Below are 26254 nucleotides of genomic sequence, written 5' to 3'. Positions count from 1 at the left end.
CCGGGGAGGTCCTTACGCGTCCGCGACCTCGGCGACTGTCCGCGCGCGGCTGCCGGCCGCTGTCGTCGTCCGGGCTCATTGCTGTCGACAGTCACCCACGTGTTGTCTTGGGCAGCACCGAGCCAGCGCTGTCGGGCGCCGGGCGCCGCATGCCAGGTGAAGAGATGGCTGTTCGGTCGGCTGCTGTCGCTACTGGCCGTTCGTCGTCTCGACGCGGGCGATGAGCTGCTTGAGTCGCGCGATCTCCTCGGCGAGCGCGGCGTTGCCCGCGGCGGTGAGGGTGATCCAGGTCCGGCCGCGCCGGCCGGCGTAGCCCTTCTCGACCTCGACCAGGCCGGCCGTCTCCAGCACGCCCAGGTGCTGGGAGAGGTTGCCGGCGGTCAGCTCCAACTGGGTGCGCAGGAAGCCGAACTCCACCCGGCGGGCCTCGTGCGCGACGGTGAGGATGCCGAGCCGGACCCGCTGGTGCACCACGTCGTCCAGCCCGGTGACCGGATGTGGAGACTCGTTCTCGTCCGGCGCCGGGATGTCGACGGGGCCGGTCACCGGGGCCGCCGCAGCCGTTGCGCCAGCGCGAAGCCGGCGCTGCCCAGCAGCAGCACGCCGCCGTTGATGACCAACTGGGGCACGAACCAGGTGTGCGGACCCCAGTGCGCTCCCCAGCCGAAGTTGATCGGCACCAGCACCACCGCCAGGTATCCGAGGGCGAACAGCAGCAGCGCGACGTGCCGCTCCAGCCAGGCCAGCACCAGCAGGGCCACCCCGATCGCGCCGGGCGGATCGAGCAGCCGGAACAGGACCTGGACGAAGGCGGACGGCTCGTCCGGGTAGTCCAGCGGGGCGAGGTGGACCCACACCGCCGCGAAGGCGAAGCCCAGCCCGACGAGCGCGACGCCGGCGACCGCGTACGGCAGCACCCGGGCGTCCACTCCCCGGGCCCGGGCGACCCGCAGGTATCCGCTGGCAATCACCACGTACGCCAGCGCCAGCGCCGCCAACCAGTAGAACGTCACGGCCTGGAACCAGACCTTGCACACCTGACCGTCGCCCACCGCCTGGCAGTCGCTGACGACCCGACCGTACCGGTACACCGGGATCGCCCCGAAGATCACCAGGGCCAGCACCAGCAGCGGCAGCCACGTCACCCGCTGCGCAAGACGAACCCGGCGCGCGAGGTCGCGCGCATCAGCCAGCAACCGGCGTGGGTCACCGCCGGCAGGAACCGCATTGGAAGTCATACAGACAGGTTTGCATAGCAAACCGGTTGGCGCTAGTAGAAGCCTCCGATTGGTGCATGGTCGGTCACGGACAGCGGCAGAACTGATAGACGACGCCGCCGGACCCGGGCCTCGCCTTCCTGGGGCACCGCGCCCTTGCAGGCAGCAGCGTTCGCGCTGGGAGGACGTGACCGTGCGCCGTCGTCCGTCATCGTTGCTACATGCACTGCTACACCCTGCATCCGCAGGACGAGCGGGTTAACGGACCGCGCAGGTGGATGATGGCGAAGCTCGACCCACTGTTGACATGCCTGCTGGCGTGGCTTGCCTAGCTGTTCTTCCGCCCGGTAGGGGTCAAGCAGGGGTCACCCAACCCCGCCTGCGACGAGCGCCGCCGCCGGACCGCGACGACCACCGCTAACACGGTGCCGACCAGCACCCCGAGGGATGCCAGGACGGAGGCGGCCAGCACCGCCAGTGCCTTCGAACGCGGGTTGTGGAACCGGGGAGGATCACCGATTGAGAGCGACGGTGTGCCGTCCGCAGCCGAGGCCGTGCAGGTCACCGTGTACGTTCCGGCGGGCTGGGCATGCACCACCATCACGCCGCGCCAGCGCTCACCGTTCGCGTTCAAGGTGACATCGTCGGGACGCATCGAGACCGTGGTCCACCCGAGTTCCTGGGTGTCCGCCGGGGAGGGGGCGCAGCCAACGCCGGGGAAGTTCTGGGGGCCTCTGTCCTTGGCCCACACCATCTTCCCGGCCTCGGGCACGTGCACGGTGACCGGCTGGCCGGGCGTGATGCGCTGTCCGAGATCACCCCCGGCGGGAATCAGGAACAGCACCGCGGGGGCGGCCAGCACACTACCGACGGCGATCAGCGCGGCGACCAGGTACGAGGTGCGGCGGGGCCGTAGCGGGTTGGCAGCGACGGCCGCCGCAGCAGGATCCATGAGGCATGCTCACCTGTTGCCGATGGCCGCGCCAGTACCTGTTCGGCCACTTGACCGAGTCCGTTGTCGTTCCAACCGTCCACGATGGGTAGCCGTGCTGGTTGGTCAATTTGCACGGAGCGTTCAGATTGCGGCTGCCGGCGTGCGATTGGAGGCCAGTATTGAACCCTGCATCGGGCACGGATCGGGCATGAGGCTGGGATCTGCCCGGCAACAACCTCATCTGACGGCCCGGCCCAGCACGGCCCGCGAGGTCATCGACGGACTCCTCGATCACAAGCCCTGGGCGTCGCGTCCGCACGCGTCCGGCAACGGCTGCACCCTCGGAGCTTCGTCCGTGCCAGCACTCGTCAGCGTGCCGCCGTCCGGCGGCGTTGCTGTCAGCGTTGCTGTCGACAGCCGTCCCGCCGGCGGCTACGTCCTCATCAGGACGTCAAAGCGAGGGAGGCTGCGGTCACCGTAAACCGCTATCCTGCCGCCATGCAGGCGACGGCGGAGCGAGCAGCGGGTACCAGCCGACGGGTGTGGACGCTCGTGTGGATACAGCTACTCATTCTTGCGGCTTACAGCTACGCGGTAGTCGCATACCTCATAACGGATGCTGAATACTTCCCCGAGCAGGCGCCGCCCGCTTGGTCCTGGCCAGCAGTTGTCGCGGTCGGCGTGGGCTTCATCCCGGCCCTGCTCTGCCTGCTGGTGGCGTTGCCGTTGCTGACCTCTGCCGACTTCCGGGCCGAGCAGCCCCGGTGGCGTCTGCTGGCCATGGTCAGCGCCGCCAGCATCGCCATGCTGCTCGTCATGGCGACACCGCCAGGCTGGGACCTGCTCGACTGGTACGTCGGATAGCACGGACACTCCGTCCGCTCGAACTGCCATCGGATGATTCACCGGTCTCGCCCATGGCTGTCCCTGGATCAGCTGATCGAGCTCATCGCAACCAGAGAGCCCGCCTGTGACACCAACCCCTTGACCCCAGGCAACGATCGGCGCCCGCCGGCCTGCGGCAACGAACGGCCACGCTGGCGCTCTCGCCCACCGTGGTCCATCGGCGTCCGGCCTTGCGCCTCTCGGTCGTCACTCAGCTAGTCACTCAGGGATCTGGACGACGGGATGTGCCGCGAGGCAGCACCGCGCGAACTCCTGCCTCCACATCTCGTGGACCGCACGTCGTTCCTCTGCTTCATCTTCTTCGTCCTCGAAGCGCGCTGAGTCCGGGGCCAGGCTGCCGCCGCACGCCGCCCCCTCCGCATGTGCACTGAGCCGTCCTCGTTGCTACATGCGCTGCTACAAACGAGGCGCGAGCGTGATCTTGTGATTGGCTCCATTGCAGGTCAATCGTGGTGGGCGCGGCAGGTTTCGAACCTGCGACCCCTCGCTTGTAAGGCGAGTGCTCTCCCACTGAGCTACGCGCCCGGAACGCCCGTAGGAGCGGGCCGGAGGCTGGCAAGCTTACCTGCCGGCCACCGGCCCGGTCGAACGGTGTGCCCCGGTGAGGGTCAGGCGGCGACGGCCTCGGCGAGGGCCTTGCGCCAGCCCTGCTGGTCCCGCGCCTCGCCCGGCATGTTCATCTCGGCGAACCGGACGACGCCGGCCTTGTCGATGACGAAGGTGCCCCGGTTGGCGATGCCGGCGACGTCGTTGAAGACGCCGTACGCCTGGGCGACCGCGCCGTGCGGCCAGAAGTCGGCCAGCAGCGGGAACTGGTAGCCCTCCTTCTCGGCCCAGATCTTGTGGCTGTACACCGAGTCGACGCTGACCGTGAGCACCTGGACGTCGTCGTTGACGTACTCGTTGAGATTGTCCCGCACCTCGCAGAGCTCGCCCTGGCAGATGCCGGTGAACGCGAGCGGGTAGAAGACCAGCAGCACGGTGCGCTTGCCGCGGAAGTCCGAGAGACGGACCTCCTGGTTGTTCTGGTCCTTGAGCACGAAGTCCGGCGCCTCGGCGCCAACCTCGATCGGCATGCAAGCTCCTCGGGAGTTGAGTCTCGGTGGCATTCAGCCTGCCACACCCGACGGCGTCCGCCGCCGGGCCTCCGACGTGCCGGCTACTTCTTGTTCTTGGAGCCGCGGCGCAGCACGAGGCGGGCGCCGCTCCAGTCCCGGCCGGCGTTGATCGTCGAGGTCTGCTGCAGCCCCGCGGTCTGCGCCGACTCGGCGACCTCGCTCGGCTCGACGTGCCCGTCGCGCCCGGCCTTGGGGGTCAGCAGCCACACGACACCGGCGTCGGCCAGTGGGCCGAGGGCGTCGACGAGGAGTTCGAAGAGGTCACCGTCGCCGTCGCGGTACCAGACCAGCACCGCGTCGACCACCTCGTCGGTGTCCTCGTCGACCAGCTCTCCACAGCGGTCGGTCAGGGCGTCCCGGAGATCCTGGTCGACGTCGTCGTCGTACCCCATCTCCATGACGACCATCCCCGGTTCGATCCCGAACCGGTCCGCCAGGCTGCGTACCCCGTCGGCGGCCTGACCAGCGGTCGCGCTCACTGTCGCGTGCCTCCTCATCTCGTCCCTGCTCGCGGCGTCGGGCGACGCCGTCAGGCAAAGTCCACACAGTTGCGGCCCACCGCGCAAGCGGCGCACCGGGTGGAACGGAATTTACCGTGCCAGCAGCGTACGGGCACCCTGGGTAATGGCTTCCTCCGAGACCAGAACCTGACGGGCAGCCGGACCTAATGGTACAAACGAGTCAACTGCGGCTACTCGTCGCGCCGCGCCCACATATCCGGCATCCACCAGCGCCGCTATGATCCCCTCCCCCACCCCGCCGGAGCGGCGCGTCTCGTCCACCACCAGCACCCGGCCCGTCGCCGAGGCCTCCCGGATGATGTCCGCCACCGGCAGCGGGGCCAGCCAGCGCAGGTCCACCACCCGGCTGCCGATCCCCTCGTCGGCGAGGGTGGCCGCCGCCCGCAGCGAGAGTCGTACCCCGTTACCGAAGGTGAGAATCGTGATGTCCTCGGCCGACCCGACGCCGTAGACCCGGGCCCGGCCGATCGGCACGTGCCCGGCCGCCCAGGCACCCGGCTCCGCGTACCGCCCCAGCCACTCGCCGTCGCCCGGCAAGTACAGGTCACGGGTGTGGTAGAGCGCGATCGGCTCCAGGAAGACGCAGACGGTGCCGTCCACCGCCGCGCTGGCCAGGCAGGTCCGCAGCATCGGCGCGGCGTCGTCCGGCCGCGCCGGCACCGCGACCACCAGGCCCGGCACATCCCGCAGTACGGCCACCGAGTTGTCGTTGTGGAAGTGCCCGCCGAACCCCTCCTGGTACGCCAGCCCCGGCACCCGCACCACAATCGGATTACGGAACGCCCCGGCCGAGAAGAACTGCATGGTGGCCGCCTCGCCGCGCAGCTGGTCCTCGGCGTTGTGCAGGTACGCCAGGTACTGGATCTCGGGCACCGGCAGCATCCCGGCCAGGCCGGCGCCCAGCCCGAGACCGAGCACCGAGGTTTCGTCCAGCAGGGTGTCGAAGACCCGGGCCGCGCCGAACCTCTCGCGCAGCCCCTTGGTCACCCCGTACACCCCGCCCTTGGCGGCGACGTCCTCGCCGAAGACGGCCATGCCGGGGTGGTCGAGCATCCCGTCGGCGAGCGCGGCGTTGATGCTCTGCGCCAGGGTGAGCGGGCCGGCCAGCTCCGGCGGTCGACCGGCGAACGCCGCGGCCCGGGCGCCCGCGTCCGGGCCGGCGGCCCGGGCCGCCGCATCGGCCACCGTGGTGGAGACCCGCGACGGCCGGCGCGGGGCGAGCGGGGCGACCACCTCGGCGGGGGTGGCGAGCTTCGGCTCGTCCAGCACCTCCTCGGCGATCCGGCGCACCTGCCAGCCCCGCTCGTCGTACCGGGCGAGCAGTTCCGCACCGGTGGCCACCCCGGCCTCCACCAGCAGCCGGGCGCTGGCCAGCACCGGATCGCGGGCCTCGTCGGCGGCGATCTCCGCGGCGCTGCGGTACGCGGTTTCCGCGTCGGCGCCGGCGTGCCCCATCAGCCGTACCGTCCGCAGGTGCAGCACGGCCGGCCGGCGGTGCCGGCGCACCCAGGCCGCGGCCTCGGCCGCCGCCGCGTACGTCCCGATCGGGTCGTCCCCTTCCGCGGAGAAGTACCGGATGCCGGGGCGGGCCCGCAGCGTCCGCTCCACCCACCCCTGCGGGGAGCGGACGCTGATGCCCAGCCCGTTGTCCTCGCAGACGAAGAGGACCGGGATGCGCAGCCCGGTGTGGTCGTACCAGCCGGCGGTGTTCAGCGCGGCGGTGGCGCTGGCGTGGTTGACCGAGGCGTCGCCGAACGAGCAGACCACGATGGCGTCGCGGGGCCACGGCGAGCGGAGCGTGTCGCCTCCGTCGCGGCGCCCGGCGGTGTCGAGCCGGCGCAGCCGTTCCACGGCCAGCCCCAGCCCGACGGCCCGGGGCAGGTGTGAGGCGATGGTGGAGGTGGTGGGGACGATGGCCAGGTCGGCCCGGCCGAACACCTTGTGCCGGCCGCCGGCGATCGGCTCACTGGCGGAGGCGACCATCCCGCGCAGCACGTCCCGGGCCGCCCCGGCGTACGCGTCCTCCCGGCCACCGGCGGCGTCCCCGGTCGGCCCGCCCGGCAGGACGTCGGCGTCGCCGCCAGCGTGCGGCTCAAGGCCGTGCGGCTCAAGGCCGGCGTGCGGCTCGGAGCCGGCCGGGGAGTCGGTCGGGGCGGCGATGTCGACGTCGAGCGGTTCGGTGACGCCGTCGGCGTCGACCTGGTAGGCCGCCGCCCCGAGCTGACGGGGCACGGTTGCCGACACGGTGACGACCGGGCCGCCGACCGTCGGCGCGCGGTCTCCCCTGCCCTCGGCGCGCGCGCCCGGCCGGTCTCCGGTCACCGCGGCGGCGCCCGGGTCGGCACCGGGACCGGTCGAGCCGGCCTCGACGTCAGGGTCGACGCCGGGACCCGCGGACCCGGCACCCACGCCGGGGTCGGTCCCGGCCTCCCCTGCCGCGTCCTCCGGGCCCGCGGCCTCGCCCCTCTCGCCGGCGGCCGGGCCCGTGGTGGCGGGGAACTCGTCGGCGGCCTGGGCGGCTCGCAGGCAGAAGAACGCGCCGGAGCGGTAGTGCAGCAGCGCCGGGTCGGACGGGCGCAGTGCGGCGGCGACCGCCGCGTTGCTCTCGTGCCCGGCGGAGCCGATCGTGTAGTAGCCCTCGTCGAAGCTGCGCAGCCAGCGCCCGGCCAGGTCGAGCTGGCGGCTGGTGACCTGCGCGTCGAAGAGGGCGAGCAGCTGCCGCCCGGTCAGCGCGGCGCCCGCACCGACCGGCTCGGCCGGGTCACCGCGCCGCTCGGGCTCGGGCAGCGCGCCCAGGGTCTCCCGGAACCGGTCGTCGAGATCTTGCGGCGTGGTCACGTCGGACAGCATTACCGACGAACGCCAGGGTCGCCCACTCAGACACGATCCGCCCGCGCGGGGTCACTCCGCCGCGCACTGCTCCGGGCAGCCACCGTCGGAGACCTTGAAGACCAGGTCGCGCAGGGTGGCGAGCTCGTCGGTGCTCAGCCCGGCGAGCAGCCGCGAGTCGGACATCACCCGGTGCACCCGGTCACGCGTCCGGCGGCCCGCCTCGGTCACCAGCAGCGTCTTCTGCCGCCGGTCGGCCGGATCGACCCGCCGCTCGACCAGGCCGGCCTGCTCCAGCTTGTCGACCAGTGCGGTCACGTTGGACCGGTCGCAGCGCAGCTGCTCGGCCAGGTCGCGGGCGGGGAGCGGGCGGTCCGGGTCGAGTTCGGCCAACGCCCGGGCGGCGGCCGGGGTCAGCCCCAGCTGGCCGATCTCGACGTCCTGGTAGTGCCGGATCGCGGAGGCGATGTGCATGATCCGGCGCACCGTGTCGCCGGCCAGCCCGGAGCGGTCGCCCAGGTCAGACCCGGCGGGAACGGTGCTCTGCGTCATGACTCACATCGTACTTGCGGTCAATGGTTGACGAGCTCTTCCATTGACATCGCCCAACATCCCGCAGCGCCTCGGTTCAGGCGGGGAGGAAGGAGAAGCGGACCTGGCGGGTGGGGTTGTCGCCGTTGGGGTCGACCAGGCAGATCGACTGCCAGGTGCCGAGTTGGAGGCGGCCGCCGAGCACCGGCAGTGTGGCGTACGGCGGGACGAAGGCGGGGAGCACGTGGTCGCGCCCGTGGCCCGGCGAGCCGTGCCGGTGCCGCCAGCGGTCGTCGGCGGGGAGCAGGTCGTCGATCGCCCGGAGCAGGTCGTCGTCGGAGCCGGAGCCGGTCTCGATGATCGCCAGCCCGGCGGTGGCGTGCGGGACGAAGACATGCAGCAGGCCGTCGCCCTGCCCGGAGACGAATCGCTCGGCCTCGGCGGTGATGTCCTGGACGGCCGGCCGGGACCCGGTCCGGACGGTGATCACCTCACTACGCATACCGCGCATTCTGCCCCAGCGGCTCAGTTGCCGCCGCCACCGGACCCGCCGCCGTCACCACCACCCGACCAGCCACCACCCGACCAGCCGGTGTCGCCACCGGACCCGCCGCCCGCCGATGGGCTCGGACCGCCGTCACCGGGACCTCCCCCACCACCGTCCCCGCCGCGACCGCCGTCGGGAAGGCCGAAGCCGAAGATCCCGGTCGGGCCGCCCGCGGACGGTTCGATCCGGGGCGCGCCGATCAGCGGTGGCACCGGGGGCGGCGCGGGGGTCCGGGCCATCGCCAGCCCGACGCCGAGCAGCAGGAGCCCGAGCACCCCGAAGGGCGCCACGGCCAGATCGCCACGGATCACGCCGGCCAGCGCGACGACCAGGCCGACGGCGCCGAGCAGGGCCGAGCCGGCCCCGAGCACCCGTCGCGTCGTCATGGCCGCACGATAGGGGGCCGGGGCAAGGGGGCCCGCGTGGCGCAGCCGCCGATCGCGCAAAGTTACTGGTGGGTACCTGTGTTGAGCGTCGCGTCTGGGGGAGGGAGACGTGACGACGAGCGCCACGAGGGGGCAGGATGGCGCTAGAGACCTATCCCACACACAACTGAGGGAACGCCTGTGGCTACGGAACGCAAGCGCCCGGTGATCACCGCTGGTCTGCCGAGCCAGCTTCCGGACATCGACCCTGAAGAGACCGGCGAATGGGTCGAGTCGCTCGACGGTGTCATCGACGAACGCGGGACCAAGCGCGCCCGCTACGTCATGCTGCGCCTGCTGGAGCGGGCCCGCGAGCGCCAGGTCGGGGTGCCGTCGCTGACCACCACCGACTACATCAACTCCATCCCGCCGGAGCGGGAGCCCTGGTTCCCGGGTGACGAGCACGTCGAGCGGCGGATCCGGGCGTACGTCCGGTGGAACGCGGCGATGCTGGTGCACCGGGCGCAGCGCCCGGAGATCGGCGTCGGCGGGCACATCTCCACCTTCGCCAGCTCCGCCTCGCTCTACGAGGTGGGCTTCAACCACTTCTTCCGGGGCAAGAACCACCCCGGCGGTGGGGACCACATCTACTACCAGGGCCACGCCTCCCCCGGCATGTACGCCCGGGCGTACCTGGAGGGCCGGCTCTCCGAGCACCAGCTCGACGGGTTCCGCCAGGAGCTGTCCCACCCGGGTGGCGGCCTGCCGTCGTACCCGCACCCGCGGCTGATGCCGGACTTCTGGGAGTTCCCCACCGTCTCCATGGGCCTCGGCGGCCTGAACGCCATCTACCAGGCCCGGTTCAACCGCTACCTGCACCACCGCGGCATCAAGGACACCTCCGACCAGCACGTCTGGGCGTTCCTCGGCGACGGCGAGATGGACGAGCCGGAGACGCTCGGCGCCATCGGCGTGGCCGCCCGCGAGGAGCTGGACAACCTCACCTTCGTGATCAACTGCAACCTGCAGCGGCTGGACGGGCCGGTCCGGGGCAACGGCAAGGTCATGCAGGAGCTGGAGGCGTTCTTCCGGGGTGCCGGCTGGAACGTCATCAAGGTGGTCTGGGGCCGCGAGTGGGACCCGCTGCTCGCCGCGGACACCGACGGCGCGCTGGTCAACCTGATGAACACCACCCCCGACGGTGACTACCAGACCTACAAGGCGGAGTCCGGGGCGTACGTCCGGGAGCACTTCTTCGGCCGCGACCAGCGGACCCGCAAGATGGTCGAGCACCTCAGCGACGACGAGATCTGGAACCTCAAGCGGGGCGGCCACGACTACCGCAAGCTCTACGCGGCCTACAAGGCGGCGACCGAGCACACCGGGCAGCCGACGGTCATCCTGGCCAAGACGATCAAGGGCTGGACGCTCGGCTCGCACTTCGAGGGCCGCAACGCCACCCACCAGATGAAGAAGCTGACGCTGGAGGATCTGAAGCTCTTCCGCGACCGCCTCTACCTGGACATCCCGGACAAGCAGCTGGAGGACAACCCCTACCTGCCGCCGTACTTCACCCCGGGTGAGAAGTCCGACGAGATGGCGTACCTCAAGGAGCGGCGGCAGCAGCTCGGCGGGTACCTGCCGTCCCGGCGGACCAGTTTCAAGTCGCTGGCGATCCCCGGCACCGAGCGGTTCTCCGACATCAAGCGGGGCTCGGGCAAGCAGAAGGTGGCCACCACGATGGCCTTCGTCCGCCTGCTCAAGGACCTGATGAAGGACAAGGAGTTCGGCAAGCGCTGGGTGCCGATCATCCCGGACGAGGCGCGCACCTTCGGCCTCGACTCGATCTTCCCGACCGCGAAGATCTACTCGCCGCACGGCCAGCGGTACACCTCGGTCGACCGGGAGCTGTTCCTGTCGTACAAGGAGTCGACCGTCGGGCAGATCCTGCACGAGGGGATCAACGAGGCCGGCTCGGTCGCCTCGTTCACCGCCGCCGGGTCGTCGTACGCCACGCACGACGAGCCGATGATCCCGATGTACATCTTCTACTCGATGTTCGGGTTCCAGCGCACCGGCGACGGGTTCTGGGCGGCGGCGGACCAGATGACCCGTGGCTTCGTGCTCGGCGCGACCGCCGGCCGGACCACGCTCAACGGCGAGGGGCTCCAGCACGAGGACGGCCACTCGATGCTGATCGCCGCCACCAACCCGGCGGTGGTCGCGTACGACCCGGCGTTCGCGTTCGAGATCGCGCACATCGTGGAGAACGGCCTGCACCGGATGTACGGCGAGAAGCAGGAGAACGTCTTCTACTACCTCACCGTCTACAACGAGCCGATCCACCAGCCGGCGGAGCCGTCCGACGTGGACGTGGAGGGGCTGCTCAAGGGCATCTACCGCTACTCCGCCGCGCCGGAGGTGGGCGGAGACGCGCCGAGGGCGAACATCATGGCCTCCGGCACCGGCATGCAGTGGGCGCTCAGGGCCCAGCAGCTGCTCGCCCAGGACTGGGGGGTGGCCGCCGACGTCTGGTCGGTGACCTCCTGGACCGAGCTGCGCCGCGACGCGGTGGAGTGCGAGGAGCACAACCTGCTCCACCCGGGCAGCGAGCCGAAGGTGCCGTACATCGAGCAGAAGCTGGCCGACGCCGACGGGCCGAAGGTCGCGGTCAGCGACTGGATGCGCGCGGTGCCGGACCTGATCGCCCGCTGGGTGCCCGGCGACTTCACCTCGCTCGGCACCGACGGCTTCGGCATGTCGGACACCCGGCACGCGCTGCGCCGGCACTTCCACGTCGACGCCGAGTCGATCACGGTGGCCGCGCTGCGGCAGCTCGCTCTCCGTGGCACCGTACCGGCGAACGTGCCGGCCGAGGCCGCCAAGAAGTACGCCATCGAGGACGTCAACGCCGCCCCGGTCGGCGAGACCGGCGGCGACAGCTAGTCCCCGCGTACGCGAAAGGGGCCCGGCGCGGTTGCGCCGGGCCCCTTTCCACATCTCGCCCCTCCCCCGGTGCGTGGGGTGGGGACGGCGGTGGTCCGGCGTCCCTGGCGGGGAGGCCGGGCCACCGCCGGTGCGGGTGACGCCGGGGATGTGACTCGGTCAGCCGACGGCGGCCAGGTCGGTGAGCCGGGCCAGCGAGTCCTCCAGGTCGGCGCCGACCCGACGCAGCCCGAGCCGCAGCAGCGCGGCCTTGACCGGGCCGGCCGGCCAGCGGACGACGATGAGCCGGACGATCGTGCCGCCCTCCTCCTCGTCCGCGGTGAGCTGGACGTAGATCTCGGTGCGCGCCTCGGCCCGGGCACCGGCGCCCTTGGCCCGCTCCCGCCAGCCGATCAGGGTCGGCTCCTGGTAGGCGATCACCTCGGCCTCGTGCGCCGAGCCACGCCCGGCCTGGACCAGTTGCCGCCGCCCGAAGCCCTCCCCCGAGAGGACCTCGGCCGCGCGAACCCCCGCCAGCCAGGCCGGCAACTGCTCGGCCCGCTGTACGACGTCCCAGACCGCTTCGACCGGCGCCATCACGTGCGCACTGCGTTCCACGAGGATCATTCTGTTCTTCCCCCACTGAGGACATCCGCGATATTCCGCACTCTATGCGCAAATTTGGACTTACCCGGACGGGTTCGGTAAAGACACGCCGAAAACCCTTGCGCCCGGATCGTCGCCGGCCTATGGCGCGCCGCCACGCCGAGCCCTAGAGTGCGAGCACGCTTCGCGTTTCCAGGAGGGCGAATGACGACCGCGCCGCTGCCCCACTTCCCGGCCGGCTTCCGCTGGGGGGTCTCCACCTCCGCGTACCAGATCGAGGGCGGCGCGGACGCCGACGGGCGCGCTCCGTCCATCTGGGACACCTTCGCCCGCACCCCCGGCCGGATCGCCGACGGCAGCACCGGCGACGTGGCCTGCGACCACTACCACCGGCACGCCGAGGACGTCGCGTTGATGGCCGGGCTGGGCGTCTCCGGGTACCGCTTCTCGATCTCCTGGCCCCGGGTCCAGCCGGCCGGCTCCGGTCCGGTCAACCCCGCCGGGCTGGACTTCTACGACCGCCTGGTGGACGACCTGCTCGCCGCCGGGATCGACCCGGTGGCCACGCTCTTCCACTGGGACCTGCCGCAGTCCCTGGAGGACGCCGGTGGCTGGCTGAACCGGGACACCGCGCACCGCTTCGCCGAGTACGCCGACCTGGTCGGCGCCCGCCTCGGTGACCGGGTGAAGCTCTGGATCACCCTCAACGAGCCGTTCATCCACATGAGCCTCGGGCACGGCACCGGAGTGCACGCCCCGGGGCGGTTCCTGCTCTTCGACGCCTTTCCCGTGGCCCACCACCAGCTCCTCGGGCACGGCCTGGCGGTCGCCGCGCTGCGCGCCCGCAGCACCAGCCCGGTCGCCATCGCCAACAACTACTCGCCGGTGGTGCTCAAGGGCGACACCGACGCCGACCGGGCCGCCGGCCTGGCGTACGACGCGCTGCACAACCGGCTCTTCACCGACCCGCTGCTCGGCCGGGGCTACCCGCCCGGCTTCGACCCCGCGATGGTGCGCGACGGCGACCTGGACGTGATCGCCGCGCCGATCGACGTGCTCGGGGTGAACTACTACAGCCCGACCGGCATCCGGGCCCCCGAGGAGGACGCGCCGCTGCCGTTCGACCTGGTCCCGCTGGACGGGTACCCGCGCACCGCGTTCGACTGGCCGGTGGCCCCCGACGGGCTGCGCGACCTGCTGGTCGGCCTGCGCGACCGGTACGGCGACACGCTTCCCCCGATCCAGATCACCGAGGGCGGCTGCGCGTACGACGACACCCCGGACGCCGAGGGCCGGGTGCACGACCCGGAGCGGATCGCGTACCTCGACGGCCACCTGCGCGCGGTGCGGGCAGCGATCGACGCGGGCGTCGACGTGACCGGGTACTTCGTCTGGTCGCTGCTGGACAACTGGGAGTGGGCGGAGGGCTTCACCAAGCGCTTCGGCCTGGTGCACGTCGACTTCGACACCCAGGTCCGCACCCCGAAGTCCTCGTACGCCTGGTACCGGGACCAGGTCGTCCGGCGATGACCACCGTCAACCCGACGCCGGCCTCGCTGCCGGCGGCGCTGGCCGAACCGGTCGTGCCGGTGCGCCGCGGCTGGATCGCGCTGATCTTCGCGGCGAACCTGGGCGTCTGGATGGCCTTCTTCACCCCGATCCAGGTGCTCCTGCCGCAGCAGGTGGAACGGATCGCGCCGGCCGACAAGGAGGCGATGCTGGCCGTCGTCACCGGGCTGGGCGCGCTGGCCGCGGTGCTGGTCAACCCGCTCGCCGGGGCGCTGTCGGACCGTACCTGCCTGCGACTGGCCGGGCGGGAGTTCGGCCGGCGGCACGTCTGGACCGCCGGCGGCGCGGTGCTCGGCGCGCTCGCCCTGGTGCTGCTGGCCCGGCAGCAGACCATCGCCGGGGTCGCGCTGGGCTGGGTGGCCGCCCAGGTCTGCTTCAACGCGATGCTGGCCAGCCTGACCGCCGCCATCCCGGACCGGGTGCCGGTCGTGCAGCGCGGCGGGGTCTCCGGCTGGGTGGGCATCCCGCAGGCCCTCGGGCTGGTCGTCGGCGCGGTGCTGGTCACCACCCTGGTCCGCGGCACCCTCGCCGGCTACGCGGTGATCGCGCTGGCGGTGCTGCTGCTGTCGCTGCCGTTCGCGCTGCTCACCGCCGACGACCCGCTGCCCCGGGCGCACCGGCCGGCGCTGCGGCTGCGGGAGCTGGCCGCCTCGATGTGGATCGACCCGCGCCGGCACCCGGACTTCGCCTGGGCCTGGATCACCCGGTTCCTGGTCCAGATCGGCAACGCCCTGGGCACCCTCTACCTGCTGTACTTCCTCACCGACGGGGTGCGCCACCCGGATCCCGAGGGCGCGCTGCTGGTGCTGATCCTGCTCTACACCCTCGGCATGATCCTCACCGCCGTGGTCGCCGGCCGGCTCTCCGACCGCTCCGGCCGGCGCAAGGCCTTCGTGATCACCTCCGGCGTGGTGATGGCGGTGGCGGCGCTCCTGCTGGCCGCCGCGCCGGTCTGGTCCATGGCGATCGTCGCGGCGTTGCTGCTCGGCGCCGGCTACGGGGTCTACCTGTCGGTGGACGCGGCGCTGATCACCGAGGTGCTGCCCCGCGCCACCGACCGGGCCAAGGACCTCGGGGTGATCAACATCGCCAACTCGGCGCCGCAGGTGCTCGGCCCGGCGATCTCCGCCCCGATCGTGGTGCACCTGGGGGGCTATCCCACCCTGTACGCCGTCACCGCCGCGGTCACCCTGCTCGGCAGCGCCCTGGTCCTCAAGATCCGCTCGGTCCGCTGACCCCTGGGGTAAACGGCTGGCCGACCGCCGTAGGCTTGGGGACGTGACGGTACGTGTGCGATTCGCCCCCTCCCCGACCGGTATGTTCCACGTCGGCGGCGCCCGCTCGGCGCTGCAGAACTGGATCTACGCCAAGCAGCAGGGCGGGGTGTTCGTGCTGCGCATCGAGGACACCGACGCCGCGCGCAACAAGCCCGAATGGACCGAGGGGATCCTCTCGGCGCTGGACTGGATCGGCATCGCCCGGGGCAGCTACGAGGGCCCGTACTTCCAGTCGGCGAACGCCGGCGAGCACCGCGCCGCCGCCCAGCGGCTCCACGAGGCCGGCCGGGCGTACTACTGCGACTGCACCCGGGAGGCCGTCCAGGCCCGCACCGGCTCGCAGTACCAGGGCTACGACGGCTTCTGCCGAGACCGGGGCCTGGAGCCGGGCGAGGGGCGCGCGCTGCGCTTCCGTACCCCCGACGAGGGTGAGACCGTGGTGGTCGACCTGATCCGCGGCGAGCCGACCTTCGAGAACAAGCTGATCGAGGACTTCGTCATCGCCCGCGGTGACGGCTCGCCGGTCTTCCTGCTGGCCAACGTGGTCGACGACATGACCATGGGGATCACCCACGTGATCCGGGCTGAGGAGCACCTCCCGAACACCCCGAAGCAGCAGCTCCTCTGGGACGCGCTGGGGGTCAAGCCGCCGGTCTGGGCGCACGTGCCGGTGGTGGTCAACGAGAAGCGGCAGAAGCTGTCCAAGCGGCGCGACAAGGTGGCCCTGGAGGCGTACCGGGACGAGGGCTACCTCGCCGACGCGATGCGCAACTACCTGATGCTGCTCGGCTGGGCGCCGTCCGGCGACCGGGAGATCGTGCCCTGGTCGGTCATCGAGGAGGAGTTCCGGCTGGAGGAGGTCAACCCCTCCCCCGCGTTCTTCGACGAGAAGAAGCTGCGCGCCTTCAACGGCGAGTACATCCGGGCGCTGCCGGTCGACGAGTTCGTCGCCGCCTGCCAGCCCTGGCTCACCGGCACCGACACCATCCCGCCGCCGCCGTGGCAGCCGGAGGAGTTCGACCCCGCGGCGTTCGCGGCGGTCGCCCCGCTGGCGCAGACCCGGATCGCGGTGCTCAGCGAGATCGTGCCGAACGTCGACTTCCTCTTCCTGGCCGACCCGCTGATCGACGAGGCCGCCTGGGCCAAGGCGATGAAGGAGGGCGCCGCCGAGCTGCTCGACGCGGCGATCGCCGGGTACGAGGGGCTGGGCTCCTGGAACGCGGAGACGCTCAAGTCGACGCTGGAGGCGGTGGGCGCCGAGCGCGGCCTGAAGCTGGGCAAGGCGCAGGCCCCGGTCCGGGTCGCGGTCACCGGCCGCACCGTCGGGCTGCCGCTGTTCGAGTCGCTGGAGGTACTCGGCCGCGAGCGCACCCTGGCCCGCCTCCGCGCCGCCCGGCTCCGCCTGATCTGACGTACCGCCGGGCCCTCCGCCCGCCACACACCCGGAAAGAGTGGCCTCCCCGCGCGGGGAGGCCACTCTTTCGGGAAGCTGCTGCCTTCGATCAGAGCTCGGGGGTCAGGGGCGGGGGGAGCGGCGGCGCAGGAACAGGGTGGCGAGCGCGGCGAGCGCCACCAGCGCGCCGACGGCCCAGAGCCAGCCGCGACCGCCCCCGCCAGCCGCGTCGTCGGCGGCCGGCACGGCCTGGGCCGGCGGGGTGGATCCGACCGTGGTCGGGGCGGCGGAGGGTGACGCCGACGGCGCGGTGGGGGTGGACGGCGTTCCGGTGGGCGGCTGGGCAGCCGTGCCGGCGGTCAGGGTGAACCGCACCTCCCCCCGCACCGGGTGGCCGTCGCTCGACGCCAGCTCGTAGCCGACGATGTACAGGCCGGCCTTCCCGGCCCTGAACGGCACGCTGACCCGGCTGCCGGAGAAGCTCGGCGCGCCCCCGGCGGCCGGCACGTTGTCCGGTCCGACCACTGTGATCTTCGTCGTTTCCGGCTGCGGCCGGGCCAGGAAGCGCAACTCGATCCGCTCCGGCGCCGCCGCCACCCGGGCCCCGTCGGCCGGGTTGCTGCCGGTCAGCGAGTTGTGCGCGAATGCCGGTGCGGCCGGCAGCAACGAAACACCCAGCGCCACGCCGATAAGCGCTGGAAACGTGTACGCCGCACGTGCGACCCTGCCCCCCATGGGACCCTCCGCGAAGGTACGATCCGCGCGCTGATCACGCGGCTGCCCATTAGTCGGCCCGGGATCCCAGATAGTTCCAAAGAGAGTTCCCACAGCTGCAACCGAACGACGTTCCGCGGAGTCTCTGAGGTGATGGCCCGGCCTGCCGGCACGGTCACCGACGTCGACCACCCGACGCGTGGCCCGCAGCACAGCCATCCATCGAACGGGGCGAGGAGGCGGCGATGGTCATAAGGGTGAGGCGACTGCTCGTCACGGTTGCGGCGGTTGTGCTGGCGCTGACCGTCGGGACAGCGACGGCGGCACAGGCGCACCGGGTCACGCCGAAGCCGGCGCCACCGGCCGGCGTGGACATCACCGGCGACGGGCTGACCGAGCCGCTGCGGCTGCGGGCCGACACCCAGCCCGCGTACGTGCTGGCGGTGCTCGACCAGGTCAACTGGTTCGGCCGCACCGGATCCCGCACCGGGCCGGCGCCGGCGAACCTCGGTCCCAAGTACACGGTGGTGGTGCTCTCCGGCAACGTGCCGAAGCAGACCTTCGACCTCTACCCGCTGGCCAAGGGCGGGCCGCGGGTCTACCGGCCGGCGAAGCAGCCCGACCGGCGCAAGACCAACGCCGGGTGGTTCCTGGGCCGGCTCACCATGTCCGAGACGCTGCGTACCGCCGGGGTGCCGCTGGAGCGGCAGTTCGACACGCTCAGCGGCGGAATCGGCGGCGGCGAGCGGGTCATCCCGGAGGACTCCCTCAACCCGGGCAAGGACATCGGCGCCGCCTTCGGCGAACTCCAGCGGCTGCTGCTGCTCAACGCCGGCGTGATGCTGGTGATCACCAGCGGGCTGGCCGGGATCGCGCTGCTGATCCGCCGCCGTACCCGCTGACCCCCTCCCCGGTCGTCAGCACCAGCGGTGCGGCGGCCGCTCCCGGCGCTGCGGCCGGCGGCTGGGGCGGACCGGGCCGTGCCGGTGCGCCCCGGCCCAGCCGGCCAGGTCGCTGCGGCAGCTACGAGGGGCGGAGTGGTCGGACTCGGCGGCGTGCGGAGGCGGGCCCGGCTCGACGCCGCCCGGCACGGCGGTCTCGGCGTCACGCTGCCGGGGCAGCGACACCTCCTCGTCGGCCCACTCGGGCGCCCAGCAGACCTGGTCGATCGGCACGGGCAGCGCGACCAGCCGACGGTGCGGCCGGACGGCCCCCGACTGGTCGTGGTGGCCCGGCCGGCAGGGCTCGCCCTGGGCGCAGCCGTGATCGGCCTCCCCGTGCGCCATCCCGGTCTCTCCTCACGCTCGCCTCGCGCGCCGGGAGGACGCCCCGGCGGCAGTGCCACGGTACTGGCCGGCACCGACGGCGCATACAGCCGCACCCCCGGGTCGCCGCCGCCGTCCGACCGGGGAGATCGTCATCGCGGCGCGGGGCGGGGTCGGCAGGCCGGCGTGGCTGACCTGCGCAAAACGTGTCAGGCTGAACCGGTGAGCGAGCCGGGCGGTACCGAGCTGTCGGCCACCCTGCGCCGGATCGAGCGGGCGGCGGGGGCGTTGGCCACGTCCAGCGTGGCCCGGATGGACGAGACGCTGCCCTGGTTCCGGGAGCTGCCGGCCGACCAGCGCTCCTGGGTCATGCTGGTGGCGCAGGCGGGTGCCCGGTCGCTGGTGCAGTGGCTCCGGGAGGGCGGGGGCACCGCCGACAGCACCCAGGAGGTCTCCGACGAGGTCTTCGCCACCGCCCCGCAGGCCCTCGCCCGCTCGATCAGCCTCCAGCAGACCGTGGCCCTGATCAAGGTGACCATCGACGTGGTCGAGGAGCAGGTGTCGCACCTGGCCGCGCCGGGCGAGGAGCAGCAGCTCCGCGAGGCGGTGCTGCGCTTCTCCCGCGAGATCGCCTTCGCCGCCGCCCGGGTCTACGCCCGGGCCGCCGAGTCGCGCGGCTCGTGGGACGCCCGGCTCCAGGCGTTGCTGGTCGACGCGCTGCTGCGCGGCGACTCCCCGGACGTGCTGGCCAGCCGGGCCGCCGCTCTGGGCTGGGCGGACGCGCCGCCGGTGGCGGTGGCGGTGGGCCGCTCCCCGGGCGGCGAGGTGGCCGCCGTGCTGCACACCGTCTACCGGCAGGCCCGCCGGATCGGCGTGGAGGTGATCGGCGGCGTGCACGGCGACCGGCTGGTCATCGTGCTCGGCGGCGCGGCGGACCCGCTGGCCGCCACCGAGAAGCTGCTCACCGCGTTCGGCGAGGGACCGGTGGTGGTCGGGCCGGCCGTGCCCAGCCTGGACGAGGCGACCGAGTCGGCACGGGCCGCGCTGGCCGGCTACCGCGCCGCGCCGGCCTGGCCCACCGCGCCGCGCCCGGTGCCGGCGGCGGACCTGCTGCCCGAGCGGGCCCTCGCCGGGGACGGCGAGGCCCGCCGGCGGCTGCGCCACGACGTGTACGCCACGCTGGCCCGGGCCGGCGGGGAGCTGCTGGAGACCCTGGACGCCTTCTTCGCCGCCGGCGGGACGCTGGAGAGCGCCGCCCGGGCGCTCTTCGTCCACCCGAACACGGTCCGCTACCGGCTGCGCCGGATCTCCGAGGTGACCGGCTTCTCGCCGCTGTCGCCGCGGGACGCGTTCGCCCTCCAGGTGGCGCTGACGGTGGGTCGGCTGGACCCGGTCGTCCCGGCCGTCGCAGCGGTCCCGACCCAGACATTGGGCCCAGCCGTCAGGAAAACATCACAGACAAGTGATGATCCTCGCCGATCTTTGTAGGATCCCTCCAAAGGTTCTAGTGCGGTTTGGTCGGGGGCGGCACAGCGCTACCCATTGGTATCCGGGAGAGTCATAGACGTGCTCGCCGTACTCTCGCCCGGCCAGGGTTCCCAGAAACCCGGCTTCCTGACTCCCTGGCTCGACCTTCCCGGCACCGAGGCACGACTGCGCTGGTGGTCGGCGCTCGCCGGGGTCGACCTGGTGCACCTCGGCACGAAGGCCGACGCCGACGAGATCAAAGACACCGCGCGCACCCAGCCGCTGCTGGTCGCCGCCGCCCTGCTCGCCGCCGAGCACCTCCCGATGTACGACGTCGGTCTCACCGCCGGGCACAGCGTCGGCGAGTTGGGCGCCGCCGCGCTCGCCGGGGTGCTCCCCGCCGAGGCAGCGATCACCCTCGCCGGGGTACGCGGCCGGGAGATGGCCGCCGCCTGCGCGCTGGAGCCCACCGGGATGGCCGCCGTGCTGGGCGGCGACCCGGAGGAGGTGCTCGCCGCGCTGGCCGCCCACGGGCTGCACCCGGCCAACCGCAACGGCGCCGGCCAGATCGTCGCCGCCGGCGCGCTGGACGCGCTGGACAAGCTCGCCGCCGAGCCGCCGGCGAAGACCCGGATCATCCGGCTCCAGGTGGCCGGGGCGTTCCACACCCCGTACATGGCGCCCGCCGAGGCCGCTCTGGCCGGCGTGGCCGCCGGGATCACCCCCACCGACCCGGCCCGGATCCTCGTCTCCAACCTGGACGGGTCGGCGGTCAACCACGGCCGGGAGATCCTCCAGCGGCTGGTCCGCCAGGTCACCGCGCCGGTGCGCTGGGACCTGTGCATGCGTACCCTGGCCGACCTCGGGGTCACCGGCGTGATCGAGCTGCCGCCGGCCGGCACCCTGGCCGGTCTGGTCAAGCGGGAGCTCAAGGGCGCCGGCGCGCCGGAGATCGTCACCCTGAACACCCCCGACGACCTGCCCGCCGCGCGGGACCTGATCGCCCGGCACAGCGGCCTGCAAGGCCACGAGCCGGTGATCCAGTTCCGGGTGGTGGTCTCCCCCGCCGCCGGCACCTTCGCTCCGGCCGAGGAGCTCACCGAGGGCGCCGACCTGCGCGCCGGCCAGGTGATCGGGCACGTCGCCACCCGCCAGGGGCCGGTCGAGGTGACCGCGCACGACAGCGGGCTGCTCACCGAGTGGCTCGCCCACCACGACGACCCGGTCGCGCCGGGCCAACCGCTCGCCCGCATCGGAGGACAGCACTGATGGCCGGTTCCCGGATCGTGTCCATGGGGCACTACCAGCCGTCCCGGGTGGTGACCAACGACGACATCGCCCAGTTGGTCGACACCAACGACGAGTGGATCAGGGACCGGGTCGGCATCGTCACCCGGCGGATCGCCGGCGACGAGACGGTGGCCGACATGGCGGCGGCCGCCGCCGACAAGGCCCTGGCGAACTCCGGCCTCACCGCCGCCGACATCGACCTGGTCGTGGTGGCCACCTGCACCTCGGTCGACCGCAGCCCCAACGTGGCCTGCCGGGTCGCCGCGAAGCTCGGCATCACCGCGCCGGGCGCGTACGACCTCAACACCGCCTGCTCGGGCTTCGCCTACGCGCTGGGCACCGTGGACCACGCCATCCGGGCCGGCGCGTCGCGCAACGCGATCGTCATCGGCGCGGAGAAGCTCTCCGACTTCACCGACTGGACCGACCGCTCCACCTGCATCATCTTCGGCGACGGCGCCGGGGCGGCGGTGGTCACCGCGACCGCCGACGGCGAGCCGGCCGGGGTGGGTCCGGTGGTCTGGGGTTCGGTGCCGGAGAAGAGCGACGCGGTCCGGATCGAGGGCTGGCGGCCGTACATCCAGCAGGAGGGGCAGTCGGTCTTCCGCTGGGCCACCACCGCGCTGGCGCCGCTGGCCCTGCAGGCCTGCGAGCGGGCCGGGGTCGCCCCGTCCGAGCTGGCCGCGTTCGTGCCGCACCAGGCCAACGCCCGGATCATCGACGGCATCGTCAAGCGGCTCAACATCCCGAACGCGATCGTCGCCAAGGACATCGTCGAGTCCGGCAACACTTCCGCGGCGAGCGTCCCGCTCGCCCTGTCCAAGCTGGTGGAGCGGCGGGAGGTGCCCTCGGGCGCCCCGGTCCTGCTCTTCGGCTTCGGCGGCGGCCTGACCTACGCCGGTCAGGTCGTCCGCTGCCCGTGAACCCGGCGCGTCCCGCGCCGTCCCGCCGACCGGCGGGAAAACCCCCTATGAGAGGAACCAACCGCAATGACCCGTGACGAGATCACCGCCGGCCTCGCCGAGATCCTCGAAGAGGTTGCCGGGGTGAACCCGGACGACGTGGCCGAGGGGAAGTCCTTCACCGACGACCTGGACGTCGACTCGCTCTCCATGGTGGAGGTCGTGGTCGCCGCCGAGGAGAAGTTCGGCGTCAAGATCCCGGACAACGAGGTGCAGAACCTGAAGACCGTCGGGGACGCCGTCAGCTTCATCGAGGCGCAGTCCTGATATGAGTCGCCCCGACGTCGTCGTCACCGGGCTCGGCGCGACCACCCCGCTGGGCGGGGACGTCGCGTCGACCTGGGACGCCATGCTCGCCGGCCGCTCCGGGGTGACTGCCCTCACCCAGGAGTGGGCCGAGCAACTGCCGGTCCGGATCGCCGCCCCGCTCGCGGTGGATCCGGCCGGGCTGATCGACCGCGTGAAGCTGCGCCGGTTGGACCGCTCCGAGGCGATCGCGATCATCGCGGCGCAGCAGGCCTGGGCGGACGCCGGCCTGGCCGACTCCGGGCTCGACCCGGAGCGGTTGGGCGTCAGCGTCGGCTCCGGCATCGGCGGCGCGCTGACCCTGCTCGCCCAGGACGACATCCTGGAGGCGTCCGGTCCGCGCCGGGTGTCCCCGCACACCATCCCGATGCTGATGCCGAACGGCCCGGCCGCCTGGGTCGGGCTGGAGCTGGGCGCCAAGGCCGGCGTGCACTCGGTGGCCAGCGCCTGCGCCACCGGCGCGGAGGCCATCGCGCTGGGCCTGGACATGATCCGCGCCGGCCGGGCCGACGTGGTGGTGGCCGGCGGCACCGAGGCGGTCATCCACCCGCTGCCGATCGCCGGCTTCGCCTCGATGCGGGCCATGTCGACCCGCAACGACGAGCCGGAGCGGGCCTCCCGTCCGTGGGACAAGGGCCGGGACGGCTTCGTGCTCGGTGAGGGCGCCGGGGTGATCGTGCTGGAGAGCGCCGAGCACGCCGCCGCCCGCGGCGCCCGGGTGTACGCGCGCCTCGCCGGCGCGGGGATCACCTCCGACGCGTACGACATCGTGCAGCCGCACGCCGAGGGTGAGGGCGCCATCCGGGCGATCGCGAAGGCCATCGCCGACGCGGACGTGGCGAAGACCGACATCACCCACGTCAACGCGCACGCCACCTCCACCCCGGTCGGCGACATGCTGGAGATCGGCGCGCTGCACAAGGCGCTCGGTGACCACCCGGTGCTGTCGGCGACCAAGTCGATGACCGGTCACCTGCTCGGCGCCGCCGGGGCGCTGGAGTCGATCGCCACCATCCTGGCCATCCGCGACGGTGTCGTCCCTCCGACGATCAACCTGGATGACCCGGACGACGGTCTGAGCCTGGAGGTGGCCGCCCACAAGGCGCGCCACATGGAGATCCCCGCCGCGTTGAACAACGCGTTCGGCTTCGGCGGTCACAACGTGGCTCTCGTCTTCACGCGTGCCTGACACCACAGCCTTGGAGGCTCAAGTGACAGCGACCGCCGTCAGCGCGGACAGCTCCACAGTCGACTACCGGGATCCCGAGGTCCGGCTCCGGGCCCTGTTCGACGCGGGCTCCCTGCGCCTGCTGGCGCCGCGGGACACCTCCGGTGTGCTCTGGGCGCGGGGCGAGATCGACGGCACGCCGGCGATCGCGTACGCCACCGACGCCACGAGGATGGGCGGCGCGATGGGCACCGACGGGTGCCGGCACGTCGTCGACGCGATCGACACCGCGGTTCGGGAGCGGGTGCCGGTGCTCGGCCTCTGGCACTCCGGCGGGGCTCGGCTGGCCGAGGGCGTGGTCGCGCTCGACGCCGTCGGGCAGGTCTTCGCCGCCATGGTCCGGGCCTCCGGCCGGGTGCCGCAGATCTCCGTGGTCCTCGGCCCGGCGGCCGGTGGCGCGGCGTACGGGCCGGCGCTGACCGACATCGTGGTGATGAGCGGCGCCGGGCGGATCTTCGTGACCGGGCCCGAGGTGGTCCGCAGCGTCACCGGCGAACAGGTCGACATGGAGCGCCTCGGCGGGCCCGAGCCGCACGGCCGGCGCTCCGGCGTGGTGCACGTGACCTGCGCGGACGACGAGGCGGCGATGACCGAGTCGCGCAAGCTCGCCGCGCTGCTGGGCCGCCAGGGCCGGCTCTGTCCGGACGACGTGCCGACCGGTGTGGCCGACGGCCACGACCTGACCGCCAAGATGCCCGTCGAGACCAACCGGGCCTACGACGTGAAGCCGGTGGTCAAGGCGCTGCTCGACGCGCCGGGCGTGGAGCTGCACGCGAAGTGGGCGCCGAACGTGGTCACCACGCTCGGCCGGTTCGCCGGCCGGACGGTCGGCGTGATCGCCAACAACCCGCTGCGGCTGGGTGGCTGCCTCGACGCGTCCAGCGCCGAGAAGGCGGCCCGGTTCGTGCGGATGTGCGACTCGCTCGGGGTGCCGCTGATCGTGCTGGTCGACGTCCCCGGCTACCTGCCCGGCCTGGGCCAGGAGTGGGACGGCGTGGTCCGGCGCGGAGCGAAGCTGCTGCACGCGTTCGCCGAGGCGGTGGTGCCGCGGGTGACCCTGGTGACCCGCAAGGCGTACGGCGGCGCGTACATCGCGATGAACTCCCGCTCGCTCGGCGCCACCGCGGTGTTCGCCTGGCCGAACGCGGAGGTCGCGGTGATGGGTGCCAGCGCCGCGGTCAACATCCTGCACCGCAAGAAGCTCGCCGCCGCGCCGGCGGAGCAGCGGGAGACGCTGCGGGCACAGCTGATCGAGGAGCAGACCCGGGTCGCCGGCGGGGTGAACCGGGCGCTGGAGATCGGCGTGGTGGATGACGTGATCAAGCCGGAGGAGACCCGGCGCCGGATCGCCGAGGCGCTCGCCGCGGCCCCGGCCGCCCGGGGCGCACACGGCAACATCCCGCTGTAGGCAGGTCGATGCGGTCAGGGCCCGCGCTCGGTGAGCGCGGGCCCTGACCGTGTCCCGGCGCCGGTTGCGCCGCCGGTGCCGCGTCCGGGTTCCTCCGGGCGGCCGTACGCCCGCCGAACCGCTAGGGTGAGGGCCGTTGACAGCCCGCCCGAGGAGCACGCCGTGGAAGCGACCGAGATCCGCAAACTCGCCGCGCTCGAGGACACCCACTGGTGGTACCGCGAGCGGCGCGCGCTGCTCGTACGGTCGCTGGACCGGCTGGCCGCCGGCGGGGTCCGTCCCTCGGAGGCGCTGGACATCGGCGCGGCCGGCGGCGGCAACACCCGGGTGCTGCGTGCGCACGGCTGGCGACCGCTCGCGCTGGAATACAGCGTGGAGGGCGCGGGGGTGGCCCGCGAGCGCGGGCTGGACGTGATCCGGGCCGACGCGCGGCGGCTGCCCGTCCGGTCGGCTCGGCTGGGCCTGGTGGTCGCCTTCGACATCCTCGAGCACTTCGACGAGGACCACCTCGCCGCCGCGGAGATCCGTCGCACCCTGCGCCCTGGCGGCACGGCGCTGATCGCCGTCCCCGCCGACATGGCGCTCTGGTCGGCGCACGACGTCGCGGTGGGGCACGTCCGCCGCTACGACCGGGAGTCGCTGCGCGCGGTGATCGAGAAGGCCGGCCTGGTGGTGGACGAGCTGTGGAGCTGGAACGTGCTGCTCCGCCCGGTGGCCGCCTGGCGGCGCCGCCACTCCTCCGGCAGCGACCTGGACGACCTCAACCCGGTGGTCAACCTGGGGCTGCGGACGATCGTCACCGCCGAGCGGTACCTGCCGGTGCGGTCGCTGCCCGGCGTCACGCTGATGCTGCGGGCCCACCGCCCGGCGGAGTGA

Annotated in this window: 25 protein-coding genes and 1 tRNA gene; 13 read left to right on the top strand and 13 right to left on the bottom strand. The window is 72.7% G+C overall.

Annotated features, from left to right (window positions below):
• Positions 1 to 189: 189 nt before the first annotated feature.
• The 3 genes from V6U81_RS07290 to V6U81_RS07280 form a co-directional block, all read right to left on the bottom strand.
• The gene (locus tag V6U81_RS07290; RefSeq protein WP_334485769.1) at positions 190 to 546 is read right to left on the bottom strand and encodes a transcriptional regulator; all 357 of its coding nucleotides are present in this window, start codon (positions 544 to 546) and stop codon (positions 190 to 192) included.
• Positions 543 to 1145 carry a hypothetical protein gene (locus tag V6U81_RS07285; RefSeq protein WP_334485767.1) on the bottom strand — a complete coding sequence of 201 codons (603 nt, stop codon included), beginning with the start codon at positions 1143 to 1145 and terminating at the stop codon, positions 543 to 545. The genes V6U81_RS07290 and V6U81_RS07285 overlap by 4 nt, the downstream gene beginning before the upstream one ends.
• 400 nt (positions 1146 to 1545) lie before the next feature.
• Positions 1546 to 2169, bottom strand: a complete 624-nt coding sequence (locus V6U81_RS07280; protein WP_334485765.1) for a hypothetical protein — start codon at positions 2167 to 2169, stop codon at positions 1546 to 1548.
• Positions 2170 to 2649: 480 nt separating this feature from the next.
• Between V6U81_RS07280 and V6U81_RS07275 the strand changes: the two genes are divergently transcribed.
• Positions 2650 to 3015, top strand: coding sequence for a hypothetical protein (locus tag V6U81_RS07275; RefSeq protein ID WP_334485763.1), 366 nt, complete (start codon positions 2650 to 2652; stop codon positions 3013 to 3015).
• 492 nt (positions 3016 to 3507) lie between these two features.
• Here the strand turns inward: V6U81_RS07275 and V6U81_RS07270 are convergent.
• From V6U81_RS07270 to V6U81_RS07240, 7 genes are all read right to left on the bottom strand, one after another.
• Positions 3508 to 3582, bottom strand: a tRNA-Val gene (locus V6U81_RS07270).
• 83 nt (positions 3583 to 3665) lie between these two features.
• Complete coding sequence (locus tag V6U81_RS07265; protein WP_334485760.1) at positions 3666 to 4133, bottom strand: peroxiredoxin; 468 nt, start codon at positions 4131 to 4133, stop codon at positions 3666 to 3668.
• 83 nt (positions 4134 to 4216) lie between these two features.
• Positions 4217 to 4654, bottom strand: coding sequence for a DUF3052 domain-containing protein (locus tag V6U81_RS07260; RefSeq protein ID WP_334485758.1), 438 nt, complete (start codon positions 4652 to 4654; stop codon positions 4217 to 4219).
• Positions 4655 to 4765: 111 nt separating this feature from the next.
• Positions 4766 to 6940: a thiamine pyrophosphate-dependent enzyme gene (locus V6U81_RS07255; RefSeq protein ID WP_420883990.1), complete on the bottom strand. Its 2175-nt coding sequence runs from the start codon at positions 6938 to 6940 to the stop codon at positions 4766 to 4768.
• 657 nt (positions 6941 to 7597) lie between these two features.
• Entirely contained in the window at positions 7598 to 8077 is a 480-nt protein-coding gene (locus V6U81_RS07250) for a MarR family winged helix-turn-helix transcriptional regulator (protein ID WP_334485756.1), read from the bottom strand.
• 76 nt (positions 8078 to 8153) lie between these two features.
• Positions 8154 to 8558: a YjbQ family protein gene (locus V6U81_RS07245; protein ID WP_334485754.1), complete on the bottom strand. Its 405-nt coding sequence runs from the start codon at positions 8556 to 8558 to the stop codon at positions 8154 to 8156.
• A 23-nt stretch (positions 8559 to 8581) separates the two neighbouring features.
• Positions 8582 to 8989: a hypothetical protein gene (locus tag V6U81_RS07240; RefSeq protein WP_334485752.1), complete on the bottom strand. Its 408-nt coding sequence runs from the start codon at positions 8987 to 8989 to the stop codon at positions 8582 to 8584.
• 180 nt (positions 8990 to 9169) lie between these two features.
• On the opposite strand from V6U81_RS07240, the gene aceE reads away from it, so the two are divergent.
• Positions 9170 to 11914 carry a pyruvate dehydrogenase (acetyl-transferring), homodimeric type gene (gene aceE, locus V6U81_RS07235; protein ID WP_334485750.1) on the top strand — a complete coding sequence of 915 codons (2745 nt, stop codon included), beginning with the start codon at positions 9170 to 9172 and terminating at the stop codon, positions 11912 to 11914.
• Positions 11915 to 12073: 159 nt separating this feature from the next.
• On the opposite strand, the gene V6U81_RS07230 is transcribed toward aceE, so the two are convergent.
• A complete protein-coding gene (locus V6U81_RS07230; protein ID WP_334485748.1) occupies positions 12074 to 12520 on the bottom strand; it encodes an SRPBCC family protein in 447 nt (148 codons plus the stop codon).
• Between the two features lie 183 nt (positions 12521 to 12703).
• Here V6U81_RS07230 and V6U81_RS07225 point away from each other — a divergent pair, with 183 nt between their 5' ends.
• From V6U81_RS07225 to gltX, 3 genes are read left to right on the top strand one after another with little or no spacing between them, the layout of a single operon-like run.
• A complete protein-coding gene (locus tag V6U81_RS07225) occupies positions 12704 to 14029 on the top strand; it encodes a GH1 family beta-glucosidase (protein ID WP_334485746.1) in 1326 nt (441 codons plus the stop codon).
• Positions 14026 to 15303 (top strand): MFS transporter, encoded by a 1278-nt coding sequence (locus V6U81_RS07220; protein WP_334485744.1) that lies wholly within the window; start codon positions 14026 to 14028, stop codon positions 15301 to 15303. Before V6U81_RS07225 ends, V6U81_RS07220 begins: the two co-directional genes overlap by 4 nt.
• A gap of 43 nt (positions 15304 to 15346) precedes the next feature.
• A complete protein-coding gene (gltX, locus tag V6U81_RS07215) occupies positions 15347 to 16756 on the top strand; it encodes a glutamate--tRNA ligase (RefSeq protein WP_334485742.1) in 1410 nt (469 codons plus the stop codon).
• 105 nt (positions 16757 to 16861) lie between these two features.
• On the opposite strand, the gene V6U81_RS07210 is transcribed toward gltX, so the two are convergent.
• Positions 16862 to 17422 (bottom strand): copper resistance CopC family protein, encoded by a 561-nt coding sequence (locus V6U81_RS07210; protein ID WP_334485740.1) that lies wholly within the window; start codon positions 17420 to 17422, stop codon positions 16862 to 16864.
• Between the two features lie 275 nt (positions 17423 to 17697).
• On the opposite strand from V6U81_RS07210, the gene V6U81_RS07205 reads away from it, so the two are divergent.
• Entirely contained in the window at positions 17698 to 18354 is a 657-nt protein-coding gene (locus tag V6U81_RS07205) for a hypothetical protein (protein ID WP_334485738.1), read from the top strand.
• 15 nt (positions 18355 to 18369) lie between these two features.
• Here the strand turns inward: V6U81_RS07205 and V6U81_RS07200 are convergent, their stop codons facing one another.
• A complete protein-coding gene (locus V6U81_RS07200) occupies positions 18370 to 18738 on the bottom strand; it encodes a hypothetical protein (RefSeq protein ID WP_334485736.1) in 369 nt (122 codons plus the stop codon).
• Here V6U81_RS07200 and V6U81_RS07195 point away from each other — a divergent pair.
• From V6U81_RS07195 to V6U81_RS07165, 7 genes are all read left to right on the top strand, one after another.
• Entirely contained in the window at positions 18730 to 20205 is a 1476-nt protein-coding gene (locus V6U81_RS07195; RefSeq protein ID WP_420883987.1) for a PucR family transcriptional regulator, read from the top strand. The genes V6U81_RS07200 and V6U81_RS07195 overlap by 9 nt on opposite strands.
• Positions 20206 to 20283: 78 nt before the next feature.
• Positions 20284 to 21453, top strand: coding sequence for an acyltransferase domain-containing protein (locus V6U81_RS07190; protein ID WP_334485732.1), 1170 nt, complete (start codon positions 20284 to 20286; stop codon positions 21451 to 21453).
• On the top strand, positions 21453 to 22397 hold the full coding sequence (locus tag V6U81_RS07185) for a beta-ketoacyl-ACP synthase III (protein ID WP_334485730.1): 945 nt from the start codon (positions 21453 to 21455) through the stop codon (positions 22395 to 22397). Before V6U81_RS07190 ends, V6U81_RS07185 begins: the two co-directional genes overlap by 1 nt.
• Before the next feature lie 66 nt (positions 22398 to 22463).
• Positions 22464 to 22703 carry an acyl carrier protein gene (locus tag V6U81_RS07180; protein WP_334485728.1) on the top strand — a complete coding sequence of 80 codons (240 nt, stop codon included), beginning with the start codon at positions 22464 to 22466 and terminating at the stop codon, positions 22701 to 22703.
• Position 22704: 1 nt separating this feature from the next.
• Complete coding sequence (gene fabF, locus V6U81_RS07175; protein ID WP_334485726.1) at positions 22705 to 23931, top strand: beta-ketoacyl-ACP synthase II; 1227 nt, start codon at positions 22705 to 22707, stop codon at positions 23929 to 23931.
• A 22-nt stretch (positions 23932 to 23953) separates the two neighbouring features.
• Positions 23954 to 25378 (top strand): acyl-CoA carboxylase subunit beta, encoded by a 1425-nt coding sequence (locus V6U81_RS07170; RefSeq protein WP_334485724.1) that lies wholly within the window; start codon positions 23954 to 23956, stop codon positions 25376 to 25378.
• A 162-nt stretch (positions 25379 to 25540) separates the two neighbouring features.
• Positions 25541 to 26254, top strand: coding sequence for a class I SAM-dependent methyltransferase (locus tag V6U81_RS07165; protein WP_334485721.1), 714 nt, complete (start codon positions 25541 to 25543; stop codon positions 26252 to 26254).

It is taken from the genome of Micromonospora lacuserhaii, from assembly GCF_036902735.1.
In the GTDB taxonomy this organism is placed as follows: Bacteria; Actinomycetota; Actinomycetes; order Mycobacteriales; family Micromonosporaceae; genus Micromonospora.
Note: the sequence above shows the minus strand (reverse complement) of the source record. Positions and strands in the feature narration are given on the sequence as shown.